General features: G+C 70.6%; 20 protein-coding genes. 4 read left to right on the top strand and 16 right to left on the bottom strand.

Annotation, left to right across the window (positions count from 1 at the left end):
* Positions 1–51: 51 nt before the first annotated feature.
* Together ACRDSK_RS10580 and ACRDSK_RS10575 are read right to left on the bottom strand one after the other, a co-directional pair.
* Entirely contained in the window at positions 52–891 is an 840-nt protein-coding gene (locus ACRDSK_RS10580) for a DUF4397 domain-containing protein (protein WP_431439918.1), read from the bottom strand.
* A gap of 25 nt (positions 892–916) precedes the next feature.
* Positions 917–3826 (bottom strand): glycosyltransferase, encoded by a 2910-nt coding sequence (locus tag ACRDSK_RS10575; RefSeq protein ID WP_431439916.1) that lies wholly within the window; start codon positions 3824–3826, stop codon positions 917–919.
* A gap of 255 nt (positions 3827–4081) precedes the next feature.
* Between ACRDSK_RS10575 and ACRDSK_RS10570 the strand changes: the two genes are divergently transcribed.
* Positions 4082–5530, top strand: coding sequence for an FAD-binding protein (locus tag ACRDSK_RS10570; RefSeq protein ID WP_431439913.1), 1449 nt, complete (start codon positions 4082–4084; stop codon positions 5528–5530).
* Between the two features lie 150 nt (positions 5531–5680).
* Here the strand turns inward: ACRDSK_RS10570 and ACRDSK_RS10565 are convergent, their stop codons facing one another.
* Both ACRDSK_RS10565 and ACRDSK_RS10560 read right to left on the bottom strand, forming a co-directional pair.
* Positions 5681–6817 carry a Cys-Gln thioester bond-forming surface protein gene (locus tag ACRDSK_RS10565; RefSeq protein WP_431439910.1) on the bottom strand — a complete coding sequence of 379 codons (1137 nt, stop codon included), beginning with the start codon at positions 6815–6817 and terminating at the stop codon, positions 5681–5683.
* A gap of 262 nt (positions 6818–7079) precedes the next feature.
* Positions 7080–7361 carry a hypothetical protein gene (locus tag ACRDSK_RS10560; RefSeq protein ID WP_431439909.1) on the bottom strand — a complete coding sequence of 94 codons (282 nt, stop codon included), beginning with the start codon at positions 7359–7361 and terminating at the stop codon, positions 7080–7082.
* Between the two features lie 419 nt (positions 7362–7780).
* Between ACRDSK_RS10560 and ACRDSK_RS10555 the strand changes: the two genes are divergently transcribed.
* The gene (locus ACRDSK_RS10555; protein WP_431439907.1) at positions 7781–8260 is read left to right on the top strand and encodes a nuclear transport factor 2 family protein; all 480 of its coding nucleotides are present in this window, start codon (positions 7781–7783) and stop codon (positions 8258–8260) included.
* A 1-nt stretch (position 8261) separates the two neighbouring features.
* On the opposite strand, the gene ACRDSK_RS10550 is transcribed toward ACRDSK_RS10555, so the two are convergent.
* The 4 genes from ACRDSK_RS10550 to ACRDSK_RS10535 form a co-directional block, all read right to left on the bottom strand.
* Positions 8262–8582: a hypothetical protein gene (locus ACRDSK_RS10550; RefSeq protein WP_431439904.1), complete on the bottom strand. Its 321-nt coding sequence runs from the start codon at positions 8580–8582 to the stop codon at positions 8262–8264.
* 79 nt (positions 8583–8661) lie between these two features.
* Positions 8662–9342 carry a DUF6766 family protein gene (locus tag ACRDSK_RS10545; protein ID WP_431439902.1) on the bottom strand — a complete coding sequence of 227 codons (681 nt, stop codon included), beginning with the start codon at positions 9340–9342 and terminating at the stop codon, positions 8662–8664.
* Positions 9343–9448: 106 nt separating this feature from the next.
* Positions 9449–9844, bottom strand: coding sequence for a hypothetical protein (locus ACRDSK_RS10540; protein ID WP_431439900.1), 396 nt, complete (start codon positions 9842–9844; stop codon positions 9449–9451).
* A gap of 53 nt (positions 9845–9897) precedes the next feature.
* Complete coding sequence (locus ACRDSK_RS10535) at positions 9898–10347, bottom strand: CBS domain-containing protein (protein ID WP_431439898.1); 450 nt, start codon at positions 10345–10347, stop codon at positions 9898–9900.
* A gap of 147 nt (positions 10348–10494) precedes the next feature.
* Between ACRDSK_RS10535 and ACRDSK_RS10530 the strand changes: the two genes are divergently transcribed.
* Positions 10495–11787, top strand: coding sequence for an ArsB/NhaD family transporter (locus ACRDSK_RS10530; protein WP_431439897.1), 1293 nt, complete (start codon positions 10495–10497; stop codon positions 11785–11787).
* Between the two features lie 49 nt (positions 11788–11836).
* Entirely contained in the window at positions 11837–12682 is an 846-nt protein-coding gene (locus tag ACRDSK_RS10525) for an NAD-dependent epimerase/dehydratase family protein (RefSeq protein ID WP_431439895.1), read from the top strand.
* Positions 12683–12688: 6 nt separating this feature from the next.
* On the opposite strand, the gene ACRDSK_RS10520 is transcribed toward ACRDSK_RS10525, so the two are convergent.
* From ACRDSK_RS10520 to ACRDSK_RS10485, 8 genes are all read right to left on the bottom strand, one after another.
* Positions 12689–13294 (bottom strand): GTP-binding protein, encoded by a 606-nt coding sequence (locus ACRDSK_RS10520; RefSeq protein ID WP_431439893.1) that lies wholly within the window; start codon positions 13292–13294, stop codon positions 12689–12691.
* Positions 13272–13649, bottom strand: coding sequence for a DUF742 domain-containing protein (locus ACRDSK_RS10515; RefSeq protein WP_431439891.1), 378 nt, complete (start codon positions 13647–13649; stop codon positions 13272–13274). The genes ACRDSK_RS10520 and ACRDSK_RS10515 overlap by 23 nt, the downstream gene beginning before the upstream one ends.
* Before the next feature lie 32 nt (positions 13650–13681).
* Positions 13682–14116 carry a roadblock/LC7 domain-containing protein gene (locus ACRDSK_RS10510; RefSeq protein WP_431439890.1) on the bottom strand — a complete coding sequence of 145 codons (435 nt, stop codon included), beginning with the start codon at positions 14114–14116 and terminating at the stop codon, positions 13682–13684.
* 41 nt (positions 14117–14157) lie between these two features.
* A complete protein-coding gene (locus ACRDSK_RS10505; RefSeq protein WP_431439888.1) occupies positions 14158–16680 on the bottom strand; it encodes a nitrate- and nitrite sensing domain-containing protein in 2523 nt (840 codons plus the stop codon).
* Complete coding sequence (locus ACRDSK_RS10500; RefSeq protein ID WP_431439921.1) at positions 16677–17504, bottom strand: ABC transporter ATP-binding protein; 828 nt, start codon at positions 17502–17504, stop codon at positions 16677–16679. Before ACRDSK_RS10500 ends, ACRDSK_RS10505 begins: the two co-directional genes overlap by 4 nt.
* A gap of 20 nt (positions 17505–17524) precedes the next feature.
* A complete protein-coding gene (locus ACRDSK_RS10495) occupies positions 17525–18430 on the bottom strand; it encodes an ABC transporter permease (protein WP_431439886.1) in 906 nt (301 codons plus the stop codon).
* Positions 18427–19437, bottom strand: coding sequence for an ABC transporter substrate-binding protein (locus tag ACRDSK_RS10490; protein ID WP_431439884.1), 1011 nt, complete (start codon positions 19435–19437; stop codon positions 18427–18429). Before ACRDSK_RS10490 ends, ACRDSK_RS10495 begins: the two co-directional genes overlap by 4 nt.
* Before the next feature lie 151 nt (positions 19438–19588).
* Positions 19589–20293, bottom strand: coding sequence for a response regulator transcription factor (locus ACRDSK_RS10485; RefSeq protein ID WP_431439882.1), 705 nt, complete (start codon positions 20291–20293; stop codon positions 19589–19591).
* Positions 20294–20629: the final 336 nt, after the last annotated feature.

Genomic DNA, 20629 nt, shown 5'->3' with positions numbered 1-20629 from the left:
GCGCGACGGCACGTCCTGCCGTCGCGCTGCTCGTCGAGCGTTGCCGTGGGCTCACGCGGTGCGGCGCCGCCTCGTGGTCAACACCAGGGCGCCACCCGTGGCCGCGGCGGCCGTCAGCAGCGCGAGCCTCACCCAGCCGGTCGAACCGTCTACATCGGACACTGTGCCGCCCAGCCCGGTCTCCACCGCGCCGTCGGGCACCACGGCCGCGCCGCGCGCGTCCTGCCGGACCGCGGTGGACAGCGAGCCGGACTTCTCCAGCACCAGCACCGTGTAGACCGAGCCGGCCTCCAGCGTGATCGGCAGGTTCGTCGGGCCGGCCTCGACCGGTGCGACGGTCAGCGTGGTGGCGCCGGCCGGTACGTAGGCGTAGGAGCTGGCGTTGCCGAATGCCGCGCGCTCGATGACCGCCGTGCCTTCCCGCTGGATGCTCAGGTCGCCGACGTGCGGCGCGGCGTTCACCACGCGCATGCGGGCCTGGCCCCGCGGCGGCAGGCTGATCTCGTCGTCGAGCACCTTCAGCGCCAGCTTCGCGAACGCGCCGAGACCGGCGACCGTGTAGGCACGGCCCTTCTGCGCGTTCACCGTCTGCGAGATCACCGGCTTCGTCGCCGGGTTCGCACCCGCCGGCCGCATCGCGATCGTGTACTGGCCCGGTTGGATCGCCTGGTAGTCGGACATGTCGCCGTAGCCGACGCCCTTGATCTCCTGCTTGAACGCGGGTCTGTTGAACGCCGACAGATACACGTCGACGCGTGGCGTGTCCGGCGACAGGTGCGCGAGCCGCAGGTACGCGCTGTCCTGCGCCGCGGCAGCCGGCACCGCGCCGGCCAGGCCGAGGCCGAGCGTGGCGACCAGCGCGACGCCGAGTGCTCTCCAGTGGATCGTCATGCCAACCAGCCCCTTCGACAAGATGTCATTCCGTAGCCCCGTCCGACGGTTCCGGCAGGCGCCAGCTGATCGCGAAACCCTCCGGCGTGCGCCGGGTCGTCGCGGGCGCGTACGGCGCCTCCTGTGCCGAGAGCCAGTCCAGCACGGCCGCCCGTCCGGCCCGTCCGTCTGATGTGGACACCACGACCGTGCGGTCGGGGAGACGCGAACCCCGTTCGTGCGGCGAGTTCCCGGTCCGCACGAGGGTGATCTCGTGTTCCGCGCACAGGCCGGCGAGCACGGCCATTGCCCGCATGTCGACCCGCCCGGCCAGCAGTGCGTTGCGGGCCTGCGTGCTTGCGGTCAGCCGCGAGTTGCGCGCGAGCTGGGTACCGGCCGTCGCGCGGGGCGCCGGGTCGAGGTAGCGCGGGTCGAGGTGCGTGGTGACCAGGGTCAGCGTGCCGAAGTGGCCCAGCAGGAACCCGCCATCGGCCGGCCCGTGCTGCACGACCATGCCTTCCGCGGGGCGCTCACCGGCGCGCCGGACGACCGTCCGCGGGTCCTGGCGGCCGAGGTCGCGGTGCAGGTCGGCCCACGTGTCGGACGGCACGGTCACCGTGCCGCCGGCGACGACCTGGTTGCCGACCCACGCGGCGAGCGCGGCGTGCTCGGCCCGCGGCGCGACCGGCGGCACGATCAGCAGCCCGGTCACCGCGGCCGCGACGGTGAGCGCGGCGGCGAGACCGCCGGAGACCACCGGCGCGGGGGAGCGGACCGCCGTGTCGAGCAGCATCGCCACGACGACCGCCGCCGCGGCCACCACCACCGGCAGCAGCGCGTCGGCCTGCGCGCCGAAGCCGACCGCCAGGCCGACGCCGGTCAGCGTGCCCATGGCGAGTGGTCGGATCCGCGTCACCACCAGCGCGCCACCCGCGGCGACGGTGATCGCAGCCAGGAGCGCGGGCCGCTGGGTGCCGGTGAGCACGCCGCCGGTCGGCGCGAGCATCAGGTCCGCCCGCCACAGCAGCGCGGCGATGCCGCCGGTCGCGAACAGCACCACGGCGGCGTGGCCGCGCCAGGTCGTGTCCGGTTCGTACCGCTCGAACTCGAGGAACCACAGCCAGGTCGCCACGCCGACGCCCACCGGGATGATCACCAGCGGCGTGGTCGCCACCGCCGCGAGCCCGGTGCAGATCGTGAACAGGCCGGCCAGGGTGAACAGCACCAGCCGGTCGCGAACCAGCGCCTTGCCGATCCAGACGGCGCTGACGGTGGCCAGCCCGAGCCACGCCGCCGTGACGAGGCCGGGCCCGACCGTGCCGAGCACCGCGACGGACGGTCCGGCCGCGGCCAGCACCGCGGCCGCGGCGGCGGTCGCCAGCGGATGCAGCCGCAGGGCCACCGTGAGCAGCAGCAGGGCCACCAGCAACACGACGAGGGCGACCACGGACAGCTCACGCGCGCTGGTCAGCACGCTCGCGTGCCGGTCGAACGGGCTGGCCAGCCACGTGTACCCGGCGAGCTGGACGTCGGTGGCGGCCAGGGTGTGGGAGACGGTCGGCACCCGGTCGGCGATGCCGGCGAAGCGCGCGTACGCGGCCTGGACGAGCTCGTTCTCGGCGAGCGAGGCGGGCAGCGTCGGGAGCGCGACCACGACTCTCGCGACCGCCGCACCGGCCACCGCGACCCAGAGCGCCCAGCCGACCGCGAGCCACCACCGGCGCGGCCGCCGGACCCGCCGCGGCCGTTCCGGTGCCTCGCGTTGCACGGGCAGGACGATGCGCTGTACCGGCTCGGGAACGTGCACGACCCGCGTCGCGGGAACCGGGTGCCGGCGCAGGCACGCCCGCAGCACGGTGACGGCGTCGACCACCCGCAGCAGCGGGAACATCAGGCCGGCGAGGAGGTAGCGCGGCTCCCGTGCGGCGAGCGCGGTCGCCGCGGTCAGCAGGAGGTCGGCGAGCACCAGGCCCAGCGCGAGCTCGACCGGGCCGACTACAGACCGCGCCTGCGCCAGCGGCGCCCACTCGACCGGCAGGGCGAGCGCCACCACGGCGAGCGGCACGAGCGCGACGACCGCGGCCGCGACGGCGAGCTCGACCAGCTGGGCGTACAGCGCCGGCCCGGTCCGGCCGCGGCGCCGGGTCTGCCAGAGCCCGGTGACCGCGCGACGGGTGAGCCGGCGGTGCTCGCGCAGCCGCAGGGAGGTCGCCGTGACCGCGGGCGCGCCGGGGCAGAGCGCCACCCGGCCCAGACGGCGGCGGTAGAGCTGCATCGTCAGGTCGAGGTCCGGCTCGACGAGGCCGGGCGGGTCGAGCTCGAGGCGGGCGAGGACGCTCGTCCGGTAGAGCCGGCCGATGCCGGGCAGCCCGTGGGCCGCGGTCGCCGGCGGCCCGCCACGGCCGCGGCCGAACGACTGGGTCAGCACGTAGCGGCGAGCTCGGTAGGCGGCGAGGATGCGCCGCGGCGGCAGCCAGTCGGGCGCGACCCGGGCGTCCACGGCGGCCACCGTGGGGTCGGCGAACAGCGGGAGTGCCCGCTCGAGGTGGCCGGGAGCGAGCCGGGTGTCCACATCGAGGACGAGGACGTAGGAGAAGCGGTCGAGCAGGTGGAAGGCCTGGATGCCGGCGGTGACGGCGCCCGTGGTGGTCAGCGTGCCGAGCGTCTCGACCACCTGGGCGCCGAGCCGGTGCGCGAGGTCGGCGGTGCCGTCCGAGGAGCCGTTGGAGACGAGGTGCACGTGTTCGGCCGGCACGACCTCACGGGCCGCGGCGAGCGCGTCGAGGACCCGGTCCGACTCGTCCTGGGCGACGATCAGGACCGCCACCCCGGCCGTCTCGAGGTCCACCGGCCGGGCCGGAGCCGGCCGCAGCCGGCGCCGGGTGAGCCAGATCAGGCCGTGGACGAGGAGGCTCGGACCCACGACCAGGGCCGCGACCAGCCCGGCGACGATCATGTGCGTGCTCGCACATGATCAGTTGGACAGGCGATGGGCCGGACTACCACGGGCCGCACTGTGCCTGAGCAGCGCAGACAAAACCTCATCCAAACGCATGAGATGTCACCCGAGCGGGTGACCTCAACGTTGCCAATGGTGAACAAGTTGTGGGGCCGGTCGGGCGAAGCTGAACCGAATCGTTGATCATGTCCGTATTTGGAGTTGCGGGCCACATGTCGGGGCGCGCGCATGTCCGCAGGTTAAGGAGAATCCATGAAGCCCAATCGCCGAGCCGTGCTTCTCGCGGGGCTCGCCACCACAGCGGCCGGTGCCGCTGCGGTGGCGACGAAAGGGGCCTTCGCCGCCCCGCCGGTTCGCGACATCCCGCCACCGCCGCTCGATGGCGAGCTGAGCTTCGACCAGGCGGTTCGCGACGCGGCCGCCGACGACTTCGGCCACATCGTCCACAAGACGCCCGAGGCCGTGCTGATCCCCGGATCGGACAACGACGTCGCGGCGACGATCAAGTGGGTGTCCGACCGCAACAAGAAGTTCGCCCCGCAGGGGCAGAGCCACTCGACCTTCGGCCGCTCCGAGGTCCAGGACGGAGTCGTGGCGGACATGTCCGCGCTGCACGCGGTCGGCGCCGTCGAGGGTGACCGGATCACGGTCGACGCGGGTGCGAAGTGGAGCGAGGTGCTCTCCACCACGCTCGCGGCCGGCAAGACGCCGCCGGTGCTGCCCGACTACATCGAGCTGTCGGTCGGCGGCACCATCATCGTCGGCGGGGTGGGAGCCACCACCGCGACGTCCGGCGTGGTCGCCGACAACGTGATCGAGATGCAGGTGGTGACCGGCAAGGGCGACAAGGTCACCTGCTCGTCGAGCAGCAACGCCGACCTGTTCAACGCGGTGCGCTCGGGCCTCGGCCAGGTGGGTGTGATCACGAAGGCGACGCTCAAGCTCGTCGCGGCGCCCGCGTCGGTTCGCCGGATCCAGCTGTTCTACGCCGACCTCGCGACGATGATGGGCGACCAGCGGGTGCTGGCCGGCGACAACCGCTTCGACTCCGTGCAGGGCTCGATCCTGCCGTCGCCGCAGGGCGGCTTCGTCTTCCGCACCGACGGCGTGAAGTTCTTCACCGGCAACCCGCCGGACGACGCCGCGCTCGTGGCCGGCCTGAACGACGACCCGGCGAGGCGGCAGGCGGCGACGCTGGAGTACTTCGCCTACCTCAACCGGCTTGCCGCGCTGGAGGCCGCGCTGCGCGCCAACGGCCAGTGGTTCTTCCCGCACCCGTGGCTGACCACGTTCGTCGGCGACTCCCAGATCGAGGCGGTCGTCAACGCCGAGCTGGGCCAGATCAACCCGCCGAACGACCTGGGCCAGTTCGGCCAGGTCGTGGTGTCCCCGCTCCGCCGTTCGTCGATCACGAGCCCGCTGCTGCGGGTCCCGTCGGACGAGCTGTTCTACGCGTTCAACTTCGTGCGCGTGCCGACCACCGACGACGCCGCGAACGCGAACCGGCTGGTGGACATCAACAAGGCGATCTACGGCCGGGTGAAGGCGGCCGGCGGCACGCTGTACCCGGTGAGCGCCTTCCCGCTGAGCGGCGCCGAGTGGCGCTCCCACTTCGGCGGCGGCACCTTCGGCCAGCTGGACGCGGCCAAGCAGAAGTTCGACCCGAAGAAGGTCCTCACCCCGGGCTACGAGATCTACTGACCGCACACGCAACAACCGGAACGGCCCAGGCGCACCGAGCGCCTGGGCCGTTTCCGTTGCCCCGGGTCGTGACCCCGTGGTCCGCACGAAGAACGGTGGCCCTCGCCCGGAGATCCGAGCGAGGGCCACCGTCCTGTCAGTTCGAGCCGATCAGATCTTCTTGCGCCGCAGGAGCAGCAGCGTGCCCGCACCGCCGACGATCAGGACGCCGCCGATGATGAGCGGGACGAGGATCGAGGCACCGGTCTCCGCCAGGTCGTCGTCATCGAACTCGTTCTTGCCCTGCTGGGCCGGCGGGACCTGCGCGTCCTCCTCGGTCCACTCGGCCGAGGCCTTGGCGCTCAGCCTGGACTGCGCCGCGTCGGCGACGATCACCGACTGGGACTCCTGGCCGTTCAGGTAGTCCTGGGCCACGAACAGCCGGCCGGTGTCCACGTTCGCGAGCGCGGTGATCGCGAGGTTCCCCGCGCCGTCGGCCGAGTCGGCCGGGACGTCGAAGAACAGCTCGGTGCCGTTCTTGATCTGCTTGGCGTTGAGCGCCCGCCCGTCCAGGTCGGTGATGCGAACCCCGTACGGCAGGCTCGTCGCGAGCTTCTCGATCGTGCCGGAGGTGCTCACGGTGAACGGACCGATCCGCTCGCCGGCCTTGCCGTCCTTCGTCTTCGGGTCGATCGACAGCGCCGCGGTCGGCTCGTTGGCCAGGCCCACGTTGTCCGGACCGGTCAGGAACTCGAACAGCGCCAGCACGTCCTGGCCACCCCGCGCGTCGCCCGGCACCGGGTCGGCCGGGTCCAGCTCGACCTCGTCGCTGAAGCGCCAGATGGCGGCCTGCGTACCGGCCACCGCCTCCGCGACGCTGAGGTTGCCGTCGTTGAGCGCGGTGCCGCGGTCGGTGAGCACCTTCGCGAGCTCGCCCGTCTTCTTCTGCGGGAAGCCGTTGTGCAGGATCCAGTTGATCTGGTCCTGGTTCTCGTTGAACGGCGAGGCCTGGTCGGGGTAGTCGTCCCAGTTCTTCTCGACGAGCGGCTCGTCGCGGTCGAGTGGCGTGTCGATCTCGACGCAGTACACGCCGATCTTGCTGCCGTCGTCGAGCGTGAGCGCGATGAGCTCCGTCGCCAGGTCGCTCTTGAACCCGTCACCGACGTTGACGCTCAGCCCCTTCGCGCCGTCCTCGACCCGTCCGACTGCCGGGTCGGCGGAGGCAGGGACGGCCGCGGCCATCAGCAACACCGCCGCGGCGCCCGTGATCCCCGCACCCGCGCGGGCGAACTTGAACCTGCTGGCCATGACTCTCCTTGTCAATCCCACGAACAGCCCTCTTGATCACGGCTCCGGTGGCTCCGGGCCACAGGGATCACGCCCGGATGAAGCCGCACATGCCTGGGTGTTACCGGGGTCGGCCAGCGGGCTGACACCGGTAGCACACTCGAATACGGAAGGGGTTGGCCCAGCGTTCAAATTGGCTGGTAGTCGGCCGAAGACCGTTACAAGTGCGAACGAACGCGGGTCTGCGGAAGTCGAAACCGCAGGTCAGCAGCGACCGAGCCGTTCACGAATCGCCGCGCCCGGGCGCGGGGTCCGGCGTGGCCGCCGGCTCCGGCCGGTGCAACGCCGCCGCGAGGGCGGGGAAGACGAGGACCGTGAGCACGCCGGCGCCGACGAGCGCCGCCGCGTTCTCCGGGAGCATGGCGCCGTTGCGCAGGCCGATCTCGGCCAGCGCGACGAGCAGCGACAGCGGCGTCGCGGAGACCAGGGCGGTCTGTACGCGTTCGCGTGGGCTCAGCACCCGGCGGTAGACCAGCAGCACGGGCAGGCCGGGGACCACGAGCATCAGGGCGAAGAGCCCAGCGGCGCAGCACGATCTGCGTCGTCTCGTGCTGGCCGACCGCGATCACCGTGGCCAGCCGGCCGTCCGCGCGCACCAGCCGCGGGGCCAGGCTCAGCAGCACCGCCAGCACGCCGACGGCGCCGAGCGAGGCCAGCGCGACGAACCGGTTCTGCGTACCGAGGAAGATCGCGATGACGACGATCGGGAACAGATCGCCGACCGCGCCGGCGGCCAGCAAGTACCCGCCGAGCCGGCCGCCTGGGCGAGGGTCCGCACGTCGTCCGCCGAGCCGAGCCCGAGCACGTCCGGTCCGATGACGATCCCGCCGGCGATGACCGATGTCCACCCCGCAAGCGCCTGCGTCCATGATCGAACGAGAACACGTTCTTGTGCGCGGTCCGGTCGGGGCGGAAGCTGAGGGCATGGACCTCGCCGTGCTCGAAGAGATCAAGCGCCTCAAGTACCGCTACCTCCGCTGCGTCGACACGAAGAGCTGGGACGAGCTGGCGGACACGTTCGCCGCCGATGCCACGGCCGACTACGGCACGCCCGCCTACGGCCGGCCGCTGCGCTTCACCGGCCGGGACGCCATCGTGGGCTTCCTGCGGGACAAGCTCGGCCCGGACATCATCACCGTGCACTTCGCCACCCAGCCCGAGATCGACGTCGCCGGCGACGAGGCGAGCGGGACCTGGAGCTTCGAGGACACGGTGATCGCCACCGCGCAGCGGGTGGTGATCACCGGCGCGGCGTTCTACGAGGACCGCTACAGCCGCGGCGACGACGGCTGCTGGCGCATCCGCCACACCGGCTACCGCCGCACCTACGAGGCGATGCTCTCCCTGGACGACCTGCCGAGCTTCCGCCTCACCGCGAACCGCTGGGCACCAAGCCCGGCTTGAGCTACGAGGCTCGCTGACCCGAGACGATGTCGCTGATCCACCGGTGCGCGGTCGCGCACAGGTCGGCCTCCCGGCCGCGAGCGTGGGCCACCACGTCGTCGCCCGACCAGAGGATGATCGCCGCCACCTCGGCGGTGACCGGCGTCAGCCCGATCCGCCAACTGCGGTTCCCTCGTTCGACGTATCTCTCGGCCGTGATCCAGTCGCCCGCGGGCACGCTGCGCGTCACCTGCCAGGCGGCGTCCCGCTCCAGCTCGTCGACCGACCGCGGTGTAGCCGAGACGTGTGTCCCGCGACCAGGTTCCGCCCGATCCTCGTGCACCGGGCCACTCTGGCACAGCGGCCGGGCGCGGTCACCGTGCGGAAGTATGTGCGGACACATAGGTTTCCGGTGGGACCGGCTAACCGGACTTCTCGGTCTCCCCGTGCGCGGTGCCGACGGGCTTGGACTCCGGCGAACCCCGTTGTCGCAAGTAGACACTCAGCACGGCCATCGACCCGATGGCGAGGAACTCCGACTGCCAGTTCTGCAGCGTCCGGTTCCAGAACTCGGCGCTCGCGACGTAGGTGGACCACGACACCGGGTCGGCGAGCCCGGCGAGCTGCTCGGCGTTGTAGGCGGACAGGCCCGCGACCGACTGCGCCAGCCAGGAGAACAGGAACAGGCCGGCCATGACGAGGCCGAGCGAGCGGGAGAACACCGCGGTGCGCCAGCCGCCGGTGCGAGCCCACTTCGGTGAGCCCTCGATGGCGAACCGGCCGACCCGCTGCTTCTCGTCGGACTCGCGGCCGATCTCGTCGGGTGGCTTGGACTCCGGCGAGCCGCGCTGCACCAGCCACACGGTGGCCAGGATGTAGAGGAAGAACTGCAGGTACTCCGACTGCCAGTTCTCCGCCACGTCGACCGCGAAGTCCGAGGTGGTCAGAAAGTGCCAGAACGTGATCGTCTGGCCGCCGCCGAGCACCTGGCGGTGGTTGTAGTCCGCGTGCCCGGCGACCGCCTGCCCGACGAGCGTGCCGAGGAACAACAGTCCGAAGGCGACGCCGAGTCCGTTGTCGCGCAGGAAGCGCCGCCCGCTCATCGGTGCAGCATCCCGATGACGGTGAAGTACGCCAGCCCGCCGAGCACGACCGCGAGGTAGAGCACGAAGATCACGCGCCGGACCGCTCCGCCCATCACCCCGCGCATCACGCCGCCAGCAGGCAGTCGTAGGTGCCGTCGGCAGCGCGCGTGCAGCCGGCGGCGGCGACCCGCCAGCCCGTGTTCAGCTCGACGAGGAACAGCGTGCCGGTCGACGCACGGGCCTGCGCGCGGTCGCCCCACACCGCCACCTCGGCCACCCGTCCGCCCGCGATGTCGACCGACCCGAGCGAGGTCGCGCACGGCTCGCCCTCGGAGTACTCGAGATCCTGGCGGGTGTCGTTCGCGAGCAACGCGCAGGCCGCGCGGGTGTCGCCGTCGCCCATCGCGGCGAGGAAACTCGCCGCGACGTCGCGGGAGTCGGTCTCACGCTGCCCGCTCGAGCACCCGGCGCACAGCAGGACGACGGCCGCTGCCACGCCCAGCCGGTGGATCATCGCCATCCCGGGATCCTCCGACCGATGCCGGGCACCGTCAATTCGACCGGCAGCCGAGATCACTCCGGCGGGGCCAGCGCGAGCTGCAGCAGGCGCGAGGCGGTGATCACGCCGACCAGCTCGCCGCCGCGCATGACCGCGGCCAGCGGGCAGCGCAGCCGCGCCATCACGGCGGCGACCTCGACGATCGTGTCGTCGTCGTTCACCACGGCCAGCTCCGGCGCCTCGTCCGGCAGGAGCTGGCCGACCGTCTTGCCGCGCAGCTTGTCGGCGACCCGGTCGGCCATCGACTCCGACAGCACCCCGGCGAGCGACGGGTCGTCCTGCACATAGCCCGGCACGAGTATCCGCACCACCTGGGAGCCCGGCAGGATCGACACCGGCCGGCCCTTCGGGTCGGTCACCACCAGCCCGGGCAGGCGCTGCTCGGCGAGCCGGGTGACCGCCTCCCAGGCATCGGACTCGACCCCGACCACGGGGAAGTCCTCCGCCATCTCGTCCGCGTGCATCCTCGTAGCGTACGGCGGCTCGGGTGGTCGGCCGGTTTGCGACGGCGGCGTCTTTACGGCATGTTGAGACCCGGTGCGCCGGGAAGTCTGGTCGGCAGTTCGCCCCATCAGGGGCGGGCCTTACGCCGACCAGATGAGGTGCCGCGAATGAGCGCGTGGATCGCTGTCGCGGTGTTCGTCGCCGCGTACGTGCTGATCGCGACCGAGCGGGTGCACAAGACCGCCGCGGCGCTCGCCGGAGCCGCACTGGTGCTCGGGCTCGGCGTGGTCGGCTCCCAGGAGGCGTTCTACTCCCACGACACGGGGATCGACTGGGACGTCATCTTTCTGCTGCTCGGCATGATGATCATCGTCGGCGTGCTGCGCCGGACCGGGGTCTTCGAGTACATCGCGATCTGGGCGGCCAAGCGCGCCGGCGGCTCGCCGCTGCGGGTGCTGATCCTGCTGGTCCTGATGACCGCGTTCGCCTCGGCGCTGCTGGACAACGTCACCACGGTGCTGCTCGTCGCCCCGGTCACGCTGCTGGTCTGTGACCGGCTCGGGGTCGACCCGGTGCCGTACCTGATCGCCGAGGTGCTGGCGTCCAACATCGGCGGCACCTCGACGCTGATCGGCGACCCGCCGAACATCATCATCGCCAGCCGGGCCGGGTTGACCTTCAACGACTTCCTGGTCCATCTGGCACCGATCGCGCTCATCGCGCTGGTCGCGTTCACGCTCGTGCTGCCGTGGCTGTTCCGCGGCTCGTTCACCGCCGACCCGGAGCGGGCGGCCGAGGTCATGGCGCTCAACGAGCGCGAGGCCATCCAGGACACCGGCCTGCTGATCAAGTGCGGCGTGGTGCTGACCGCGGTGTTCACCGCGTTCGTGCTGCACTCGGCCCTGCACGTCGAGCCGTCGGTGGTCGCGCTGCTCGGCGCCGGGGTGCTGGTGCTCATCTCCCGCAGCAAGCCACGGCACTACCTGGCCAGCGTGGAGTGGGAGACGCTGTTGTTCTTCGCCGGCCTGTTCATCATGGTCGGCGCGTTGGTCCACACCGGAGTCATCGGCGACCTGGCCGGTGTGGTCACCGACGCCACCGGCGGCGACGCGCTCGCGGCCGTCATGCTGATCCTGTTCGTGTCCGCGCTGCTGTCCGGGTTGATCGACAACATCCCTTACGTGGCCACGATGAGCCCGCTGGTGTTCGACCTCGCCAAGACGATCTCCGACCCGGTGCAGGCCGAGGCGCTGTGGTGGTCCCTCGCGCTGGGCGCGGACTTCGGCGGCAACCTCACCGCGGTCGGCGCCAGCGCCAACGTCGTGGTGATCGGCATCGCCAAGCGGCACGGCACGCCGATCACGTTCTGGGAGTTCACCCGCAAGGGCGCGGTCGTCACGCTGATCACGATCGCGCTGTCCGCCCTCTACCTGTGGCTGCGCTACTTCGTGCTCGCCTGAGCGCGCTTCGGGCAGGATGGGCTCGTCGGCGTCGACTCAGGAGGCTCGGATGGCTCGTGTCGTGGTGACCGGTGGCAGCGGCAAGCTCGGCCGGGCCGTCGTGCGGGAGCTGCTCGAGCACGGGTGGGAGGTGCACAACCTCGACCTGGTGGCACCGGCCGAGGTGGTGTGCCCGCACACCCGGGTCGACCTGACCGACTACGGGCAGGTCGTCGAGGCGCTCACCGGCATCGACGAGCGGTACCGCGGGCTGGACGCGGTCGTGCACCTCGCCGCGATCCCCGGTCCGGGCGTCGCCGGCAACGCGGCCACGTTCACGAACAACGTCCCGTCGACCTACCACGTGTTCGCCGCCGCCCGTCTCGCCGGGATCCGCAACGTGGTGTGGGCGTCGAGCGAGACCGTGCTCGGGCTGCCGTTCGCCACGCCGCCGCCGTACGTACCGGTCGACGAGGAGTACTCGGGCCGGCCGGAGACGGCGTACTCACTCGGCAAGCTGCTCGACGAGCAGCTGGCCGCCCAGTTCTGCCGCTGGGACCCCGAGCTGAAGATCGTCGGGCTGCGGTTCTCCAACGTGATGGCGCCGGCGGACTACGCGGCGTTCCCCGGCTTCGACGCCGACGCGCGGGCGCGCAGCTGGAACCTCTGGTCCTACATCGACGCCCGCGACGGCGCGCAGGCCGTGCGCCTGGCGCTGGCGCACGACCAACCGGGCTTCGAGGTGTTCATCATCGCCAACGCGGACACGGTGATGTCCCGCTCTACGCACGAGCTGCTCGCCGAGGTCTACCCCGACGTGCCGCACAAGCGCGCGTTCGGTCCACACGAGACACTGCTGTCCATCGAGAAGGCCAAACGGGTGCTCGGCTACGCGCCGCGGCACACGTGGCGCTGAGGCGGGTCAGCGGGCACCCGAGACCGCCTCCGACTGGGCTCGGAAGGTGTTGTGCAGCACGGCGAGCAGGGCGTCGCGCACCGAGAGCTTGTTGCGGGCGTCGAAGGTGATCAGCGGCACCCTGTCACCGACCGCCAGCGCCCAGCGGATGTCCTCGAGGTGGTGGGCGAGCATCCCGTCGAAGAGGTTGACGCCGACGACGAACGGCAGGCCCGCCTTCTCGAAGTAGTCGACCGCGGGGAAGCAGTCGTCCATTCGCCGGGTGTCCACGATGACCAGCGCGCCGAGCGCGCCGTGCACGAGGTCGCGCCACATGAAGCCGAAGCGGTCCTGTCCGGGCGTGCCGAACAGGTACAGCTTGACCTCGTCGTCGATCGTGATGCAGCCGAAGTCCAGCGCGACCGTGGTGGTGGTCTTGTCCGGGGTGTGCGCCGTCGGGTCGACGTCGGCGCCGGCGGCCGTCATCGCGGCCTCCGTGCGCAGCGGTTTGATCTCCGAGATGGAGCCGACCGCGGTGGTCTTGCCGACCCCGAACCCACCGGCGATGACGATCTTTACCGGTGTCGGGGGTCGCTGCTGCGCGACCGTGTCAGCGGATTGATTCGAGTCCACGAATGACCCTTTCGATCATGCCAAGATCTTGGTCGAGCGCGGCGGCCGGCCGGCGCACCACGACGTAGCCCAGTGCGGCCAGGTCGGCCACCAACACTCGCGCCACTCCGATGTGCAGGCGCAGCAACGCGGCGACTTCCGCGACGGACATCGTCGTGCGGCACAACTCCACGATGTCCCGGTGCTCGAACGTGAGCTCGTTCGGCGAGCGCGCACACTGTGTGCTGGTCGCCACCTGCGCCTCGATCTCCAACGACTGGTCTACCGGGCGCGCCCGGCCGGACGTGAGCAGGTAGGGCCGCAGCCCGGAGACGTTGCGATCCGGCTCGCCGGACGAATCCTCGGAACGACGCACTGGTATCGCCTCCCCACATATCCGCCCGGGGCCTACGCCCCGGCCGTGTTCCTGAGCTCGTCGATCAGCTGCGGCGTGAGCACCGCGCTGGCCCGGTTGGCGAACATCGCCATCTCGTACGCGATGGAGCCCAGACCCGCGTCCTTCGCCGCCAGCACGCCCAGCGAGCAGCCGATGCTGATCGTGCAGACGAGCAGGTATCCGCGCTCCATCTCGATGATGATCTTGTCCGGCAGGCCCATCGGGTGGCTGTCGGACACGCCGTTCGCCAGGCCGAGCATCGCGGACGCGATGGCCGCCAGGCGGTCGGCGTTCTGGCGCGTGAGCTCCGAGGACTGCGCGATCAGCAGTCCGTCCGCGGACACGGTGATCGCCGCGATCGCGCCTGCGGTGTTCTGCGCGAAACGGGCGACAAGCCAGTTGAAGTTCTGCGCTTCGACGCTGACTCCGGTCACGGGCTTGGTCATCAGGTTCCCCTTCGTCGGATCTGTCCCTCTCTGTGCGGCGGTCATGCGTCGGCCTCCGGGTAGGTCGGCGCCGAACCGGCACGGGACAATCCCATAGTGAACTGGTCGAGTTTCGTACGGTCTGCATCCGGGTCGCGCTCGCGCCACTTGGTGCTGACGCGGGCGGGTGGGCGCCCAGGCTTGGCGATGCGCAGCCCAGGAGCCATGCTCTCGCCGGGAACTCGGCGGGTGAGCCCCGCCCGGGTGCCGTCATCGGAGGTCTCGCCGGTGGGCGCGATCGGCGGAAGCTGCTCGGTCGCCCGGGCCACGGCGTTCTGATAGCCGTCGAACGCCCCGCGATCGTGCGCCGCGTCGCGCTGCGCGTGCCGGCCGGTGTCCTCCGCCTGCGAGGAGGCGCCCGGCATCTGCGTGCCCGGAACCCGGCGGCGCAGGCCGGCACGCTCCTGCTGGGGCTCGGGCGCGGACATCGCCGGCAGGGCCGGCCAGGACGACGTGGTCGAAACGGCGGGCTCGGGCTCCGGGTCGGGCTCGGCCACCGGCAGGTCGCTCGGGAACCACGAGAACGCCGGCGAGTACGCCGCCGGCGGGATCTGGACCCCGCCCGGCAGCAGCTGGCCGGGCCACCCGTTCACCTGCTCCGGGACGGCGGGCTGCGGCGTGGTCGTCTCCTCGTTGCGGAGGAACTTGTCGTCGGGGATCACGACGTCGACGGTGACGCCGCCGTCGTCGGTCGCGACCAGCGCCACCGTGAGGTGGTGTCGGCGGGCGAGCCGGCCGACCACGAACAGGCCCAGCATGCTCGTCGGTGCGATGTCCAACCGCTCGCGGGCCACCAGCCGCCGGTTCTCCTCGGCCAGCCGTTCCTGCGGCATGCCGATGCCGTGGTCGACGACGTTGATCAGGCAGGAGCCGTCGACGAGCAGCCGCGTGCGCACCTCGACCTGCGTCTCCGGCGGCGAGTACGAGGTCGCGTTCTCGAGCAGCTCGGCGAACACGAGCACGAGGTCCGACCCGATCGCGGAGTCCAGCGTGATGTCGACGACGTCGTCGAGCTGCACGCGCGGGTAGTCCTCGATCTCGGCGAGGGCGGAACGTAGGGCGGTGGCGAGTTCGATCGGTCCGGTCAACTTGGTCTCGTTCCGAGTGCCCGAGATGACGAGCAGGTTGTCCGCGGAGCGGCGCAGGCGGGTGGACAGGTGGTCGAGCTTGTACAGGCTTTCCAGCAGTCTGGTGTCCTGCTCGTTGCGCTCCAGCTCGTCGACCAGCGTGAGCTGGCGGCCCACCAGGTTCTGCGTGCGCTGGGCGACGTTGGCGAACATGAGGCTGACGTTCTGCCGGGTGACCGCCTGCCGTTCCACCAGCATCGCCGCGGTCGCCTGGACCCGGTTGAACGCCTGCGCCAGCTCACCGACCTCGTCCCGTGTGGACACTTGGATCGCGGAGAGGCGGGGGACCTGGTCGCTGGCCATCTCGGTGTCGGCGACACGGACGAGCTCGGTGTCGGCGAGCGTGGCCACGTCGGTGGCCGCCTTCGTCAGCTGCTTCATCGGGTTCGCGATCGAGCGGCTGACCGCGACGGAGAGCGCGGCGACCAGGGCGATGAGCAGCAGCACGCCGCCGCCGATCAGCCACGCCAGCGCGGCCGCGTTGTCGGCGCGGGCCCCGGCGGCATCGGTGATCTGGGCGGTCACCTGGTCCTGCACGACCTCGCGGAGCTTCGACTGGGCGTTGACCGCGTTGTAGGCCGATGCCGCGAAGGCGAAGTCGCGAATGCCGCGCGGTCCGGGCGCGTCCTCGACCAGCGCCTCCACCGCGCGGGACTCGTTGCCCTGCTCGACGTCCACCACGAGGCCGGCCTGTTCGATGTCGGCCTGCTGGACGAACCGGATGGTCGAGATCTGCCCCTCGGAGCGCGCGTCGTCGAGGATCGGCAGCCCGGCCTCCCGGTCGAAGGCCGAGATGATCAGCGCCATGCCGGCCAGCGTGTTCTGCTCGTTGGCGCGCAGCAGCGCCTCGAGCGAGGTCAGCTGCCGGGTGCCCTCGGCGTCGCTACCCTGCTGGGGGACCAGCCGCAGCGCGTCGATGAGACCGTTGTTGGTGGCGAGGTAGGTGCGGGCCAGACTTTCCTGCGTCGCGGCGCGGTTGAGCACCGACTGGCGAAGGCTGTCCAGCGAGTCGAGGCCCTCGAGCGCCTGCGCGAGCTCGGCGGACGCGTCGGTACCCAGGGTCTCCCGGACGTTCTCGGTGAGGACGTCGACCGCCTCGTACTGGCGGGTGACGGACTCGCGCCCGGTGACGCCGGCGAGGAAGGCCGACATCACGAGCCGCTCGCGCTGCAGCGCGGAGACCAGGGCGCCGACCTGACGCGTCTGCCCGGACAGGTTCGCCGTGCGGGCCGCGGATCCGGCGTCGCTGACCTGCGCCGTGACGTAAGGGACCGCCACCAGGAGGATGGCGGCCAGGGGGAGTGCCAGCAGCAGATTCAGCTTTCCGCGGATGCGTAACTTGTTGAGGACCCCCCGCGCGGCACCGGTGTACCGGGCCAGTGTTGCTCGTCCACTCATGTCGTACTTCCCTTGGTCGCGGTGCCGTGGTGCTGGGCCCGGACGAGGTCCTCGAGGGAGGCACGCAGCTCGAGGAACTCCTTGTCACGCTTGATGGAGAGGTCCCGCCGGTCAGACAACGGCACCTCGATCTGTGCGGCGATCCGGCCGGGGTTGGAGGCGAGGACCACGACCTGCTGGCCGAGGAACACCGCCTCCTCCACGTCGTGGGTCACCAGGAGCACAGTGATGCCGGTGTCGAGCCAGATCTGCCTGATCAGGACCTGCATGTCCTCCTTGGTCTGCACGTCCAGCGCGCCGAAGGGCTCGTCGAGCAGGAGCACCTCGGGCTCGCAGGCCAACGCCCGGGCGATTGCCACCCGCTGTTGCTGGCCGCCGGAGAGCTGGCCGGGCAGCGAGCGCGCGTACTCGGTGAGGCCGGTCTCGGCCAGGTACCACCGCACCCGGCGCCGGCGCTCCGCCTTGCGCAACGACAGAAGTTCGAGGCCGAACGCGACGTTGCGCTCGACGGTGCGCCACGGGTAGAGCGAGCTGGACTGGAACACCAGACCGCGATCGGGGCCCGGTCCGGTGACCGGTGCCCCGTCCAGCACGATCTCGCCCTCGGTGGGCATCGCCAGTCCGGCGACGAGCGATAACAGCGTCGACTTGCCGGACCCGCTGGCGCCGAGCACGCTGATGAACTCGCCGCGGCGCACCCGCAGGTCCACGTCGTCCAGCGCTCGGCGCGGGCCGCCGCGGGCGGGGAAGTCCTTGGTCACGCCGCGCAGCTCGAGCACGCGCGACGACGGGTCCACCTCGCGGCCGTTGCCGGCGGCGGTCATCGTGGGATCGGTGCGGGGCCTCATGACGCCCACCGCCCGACCGAGGAGCGCAGCAGGCGCAACGCGACGTCGGTGGTCACGCCGATGAGCCCGAACACCGCGAAGACCACGAACATCTCGTCGACGCGGGAGAACCGCTGGGACTGCATGATGCTGCGGCCCAGCCCGTCGGTGGAGTTGACCACCTCGGCGATCACCAGCAGCATCCACGCCCCGGCGATGTTGACCCGGATCGCGTCGATCATGCCGGGCAGCGAGTGCGGGACGATGACCTTGCGCAGTACCTCGCCCTGGCGCGCGCCGAGGGTGTAGGAGACGTCGACGAGCTTGCGCGGCACGTTGCGCACGACGTCGGCCGTCATCAGCGTGCTGAAGAAGAACGTGCCGATGAAGATCAGTGCGATCTTGGGAGTCTCGTCGAGCCCGAGCCAGATCACGAACAGCGGGATGAACGCGGGCGCCGGCAGGTAGCGGAGCATCGCCATCAGCGGCTCGAAGAGCGCCTCGCCGGCCCGGTAGGTGCCGATCAGGATGCCGAGCGGCACCGAGACCAGCACGGTGATGCCGAACCCGATCAGCACCCGCTGGGTGGAGGCCCAGAGGTCGGCGACCAGCTCGCCGGACTCGATCATCTCCTTGCCGGCCAGGTAGACCGCTTCCGGCGAGGGCAGGTACCGGTCCGAGGTCAGCTGGAACTCGGTGAGCAGCCACCAGGTCACCAGCGGGACCACGATCGACAGCGCCATCAGGGTGTAGCGCGCCAGCCGGGGGATCGGCGTGCGGATGGTGACAAGGGCCCACGGCCGGCGCCGGACCGGGCGCCGCGGCAGCGGCGCCCAGTCCTGGCGTACCGACGGTGGGCCGGCACCGCCGACCGTGTGGTCGGCGGTGTGGCCTACGTCGTGCTCCTCGACGACAGGCTTCACTGTCCGGCCGCCTTGACGAACCTGTCGTCCAGCAGCCCGTCGGTCTTCGGCCGGTCGTCGGCGAGGCCTGCCTCGACGAGGAAGTCGGCGATGTCCTCGGCCTGGAAGTTGAGGTTCTTGGCCGTGGTGCCCGGCGTGAACGCGTCGACGTTCTGCTGGAGCGTGTAGAGGCTCACGCCGGCCGCGTAGCCGTCGTAGTCCTTGGGCTCCACACCGACCTGCTCGGCGAGGATCTCCGAGGCGGCCTGCTTGTTGTCGTTCATCCACGCGAGGGTGTCGAACCAGGTGTCCACGAGGGCCTGCACGTCGTCGGGCCGGTTCTTCGTCATGTCCTCGGAGACCACGAGGTGGTCCGAGCACGCGTTCGGGTACTCGGCGGTCGTGGCGATCGCCTTGCTGCCCTTCTTCTCCAGCGCCGTGGTGGTGAACGGCGGGTAGACGACGACGGCGTCGACCTGGCCGGCGACGAAGGCGGCGGCCCCCGCGTCGGTGGTCATCAGCTCGAGCTCGACCTCTTCGGGGTCGATGCCGGCGTCCTCCAGGACGAGCAGCAGCCAGTAGTGGTCGACGATGCCTTCCTCGACGGCGATCTTCTTGCCCTTGAGGTCGGTCACGCTCGTGATGCCGTCGCGGACGATGATCTGGTCGGCACCGGTCGACGTGTTGTTGATGTCGACGATCTTCTGCGGCTTCGCGCCGCCGCTCAGCATCGCCAGCGTGTCGTTGAGGGTCTGGTTGTTGGCGTCGAGGGCGCCGCTGGCCATGGCGTTGTTGCCGTCGGTGATGCTCTCGAAGTACTTCAGCTCGACGTCGATGCCGTTCTCCTCGAACAGGCCCTGCGCCTCGGAGACTCTCCAGGGCAGCCAGCCGGGGAACGGGCCGTAGCCGAGGGTGATCTTGCCTGAGCCGCCGGATTCTTCGGTGCATCCGGCGGTCGCTGCTACGCCAACTATCGCAAGGACGCAGAGCAGGCCGGTCAGGAGGCGACTGGTACGGCGACTTGTCACGATAACTCCAAGTTTGGGACGGTGGGGAATGTCAGCGATCGAGGTTTCTCGCGGAGCGACCGGCTCTCGGATTGGCCGGCCGATGAGCGTTCGTTAGTCCTTGAAACCCGCCTCGCATCCTGACTCTGGATTCCCTAGCACCGCAGACGTCCTACCCGCTGGCCAGATTGCACGGATCAGGTGCCGTGCCGGACGAAGATCTCTGTCTCTGGCGGTCCAAATGGACCAGTCCGATCTCGTACGCGTAAATGGCCGCGCTCACCCTGTTGCGAGCGCCGAGCTTGTTGAGCAGGTTCTGCACGTGCGACTTGACCGTGCTCTCACCGAGTTGCAGCCGCACGGAGATCTCGGCGTTCGTGCAGCCTTCGGCGAGCAGCCGCAGAACGTCGAGCTCTCGAGCGGTGAGCGCCCCGATGACGGCCGCGAAACGGCCGTTCAAAGCGTTGGACGGCCCCGGCGCGATGCAATGTCCCGCCGCGATGAGCCGTGCCGCCGCGATGAAATGCTTCTCCGCGGCCGATTGGGGGAGCCAGCCCCAGCCGGCCGCGGCGTACCGGCGGCCCAGCGAGTCCGGGAACCCGTCCCCGCCGATCATCAGCAGCCGAACGGGCCAGTGGGGCAGCTCGTCGGCCAGCCGGCTGCACAGCATCGCCGGATCCGTCGCGCCGGTGAAGACGAGGACATCGGCGGTGATGTCCGCGTTGCACAGCAAGGAAATCGCTTCGTCGCAATCCGTCGCCTCGGCGGTGATCTCGAGATCCACCGCCTTGGCCAAGGCCCCGCGGAGCGCCGCGCGAGTGATCCAGTGCTCATCCAGCAGGAGCACTCGCGCCGGCTGCTCGTCCTCGGTACCCATCTCACGGTCCACTGCGTCGAGTCACCTCGGTATGGCTCTGTGTGCACAAGTAGTTGCAGAGTGCACCAGAACGACACCCCGCACAACCTTCTTTAGGCTTGGCAGAACGACGGGTTTGCCTCATTCGAAGGCTGGATGACTCCTCCGTATTGAGGAGGAGATCTCATCATTTCGGGGGAGGTGACGGCGCCGATCAGCGCGTTCCCGGGCTTGGTCAACCATCCGGTCGGCGGTAATGATCAAGTTCGCCGTGGACCAAGGTACAGCACGGCGCAAATGCTCATTCCAAATATTGGTTTTGTTCATGTTTTCGTCGACTTGGACATCTCGGGCACG

This window comes from Actinophytocola sp., assembly GCF_050699915.1.
In the GTDB taxonomy this organism is placed as follows: Bacteria; Actinomycetota; Actinomycetes; order Mycobacteriales; family Pseudonocardiaceae; genus Actinophytocola.
Note: the sequence above shows the minus strand (reverse complement) of the source record. Positions and strands in the feature narration are given on the sequence as shown.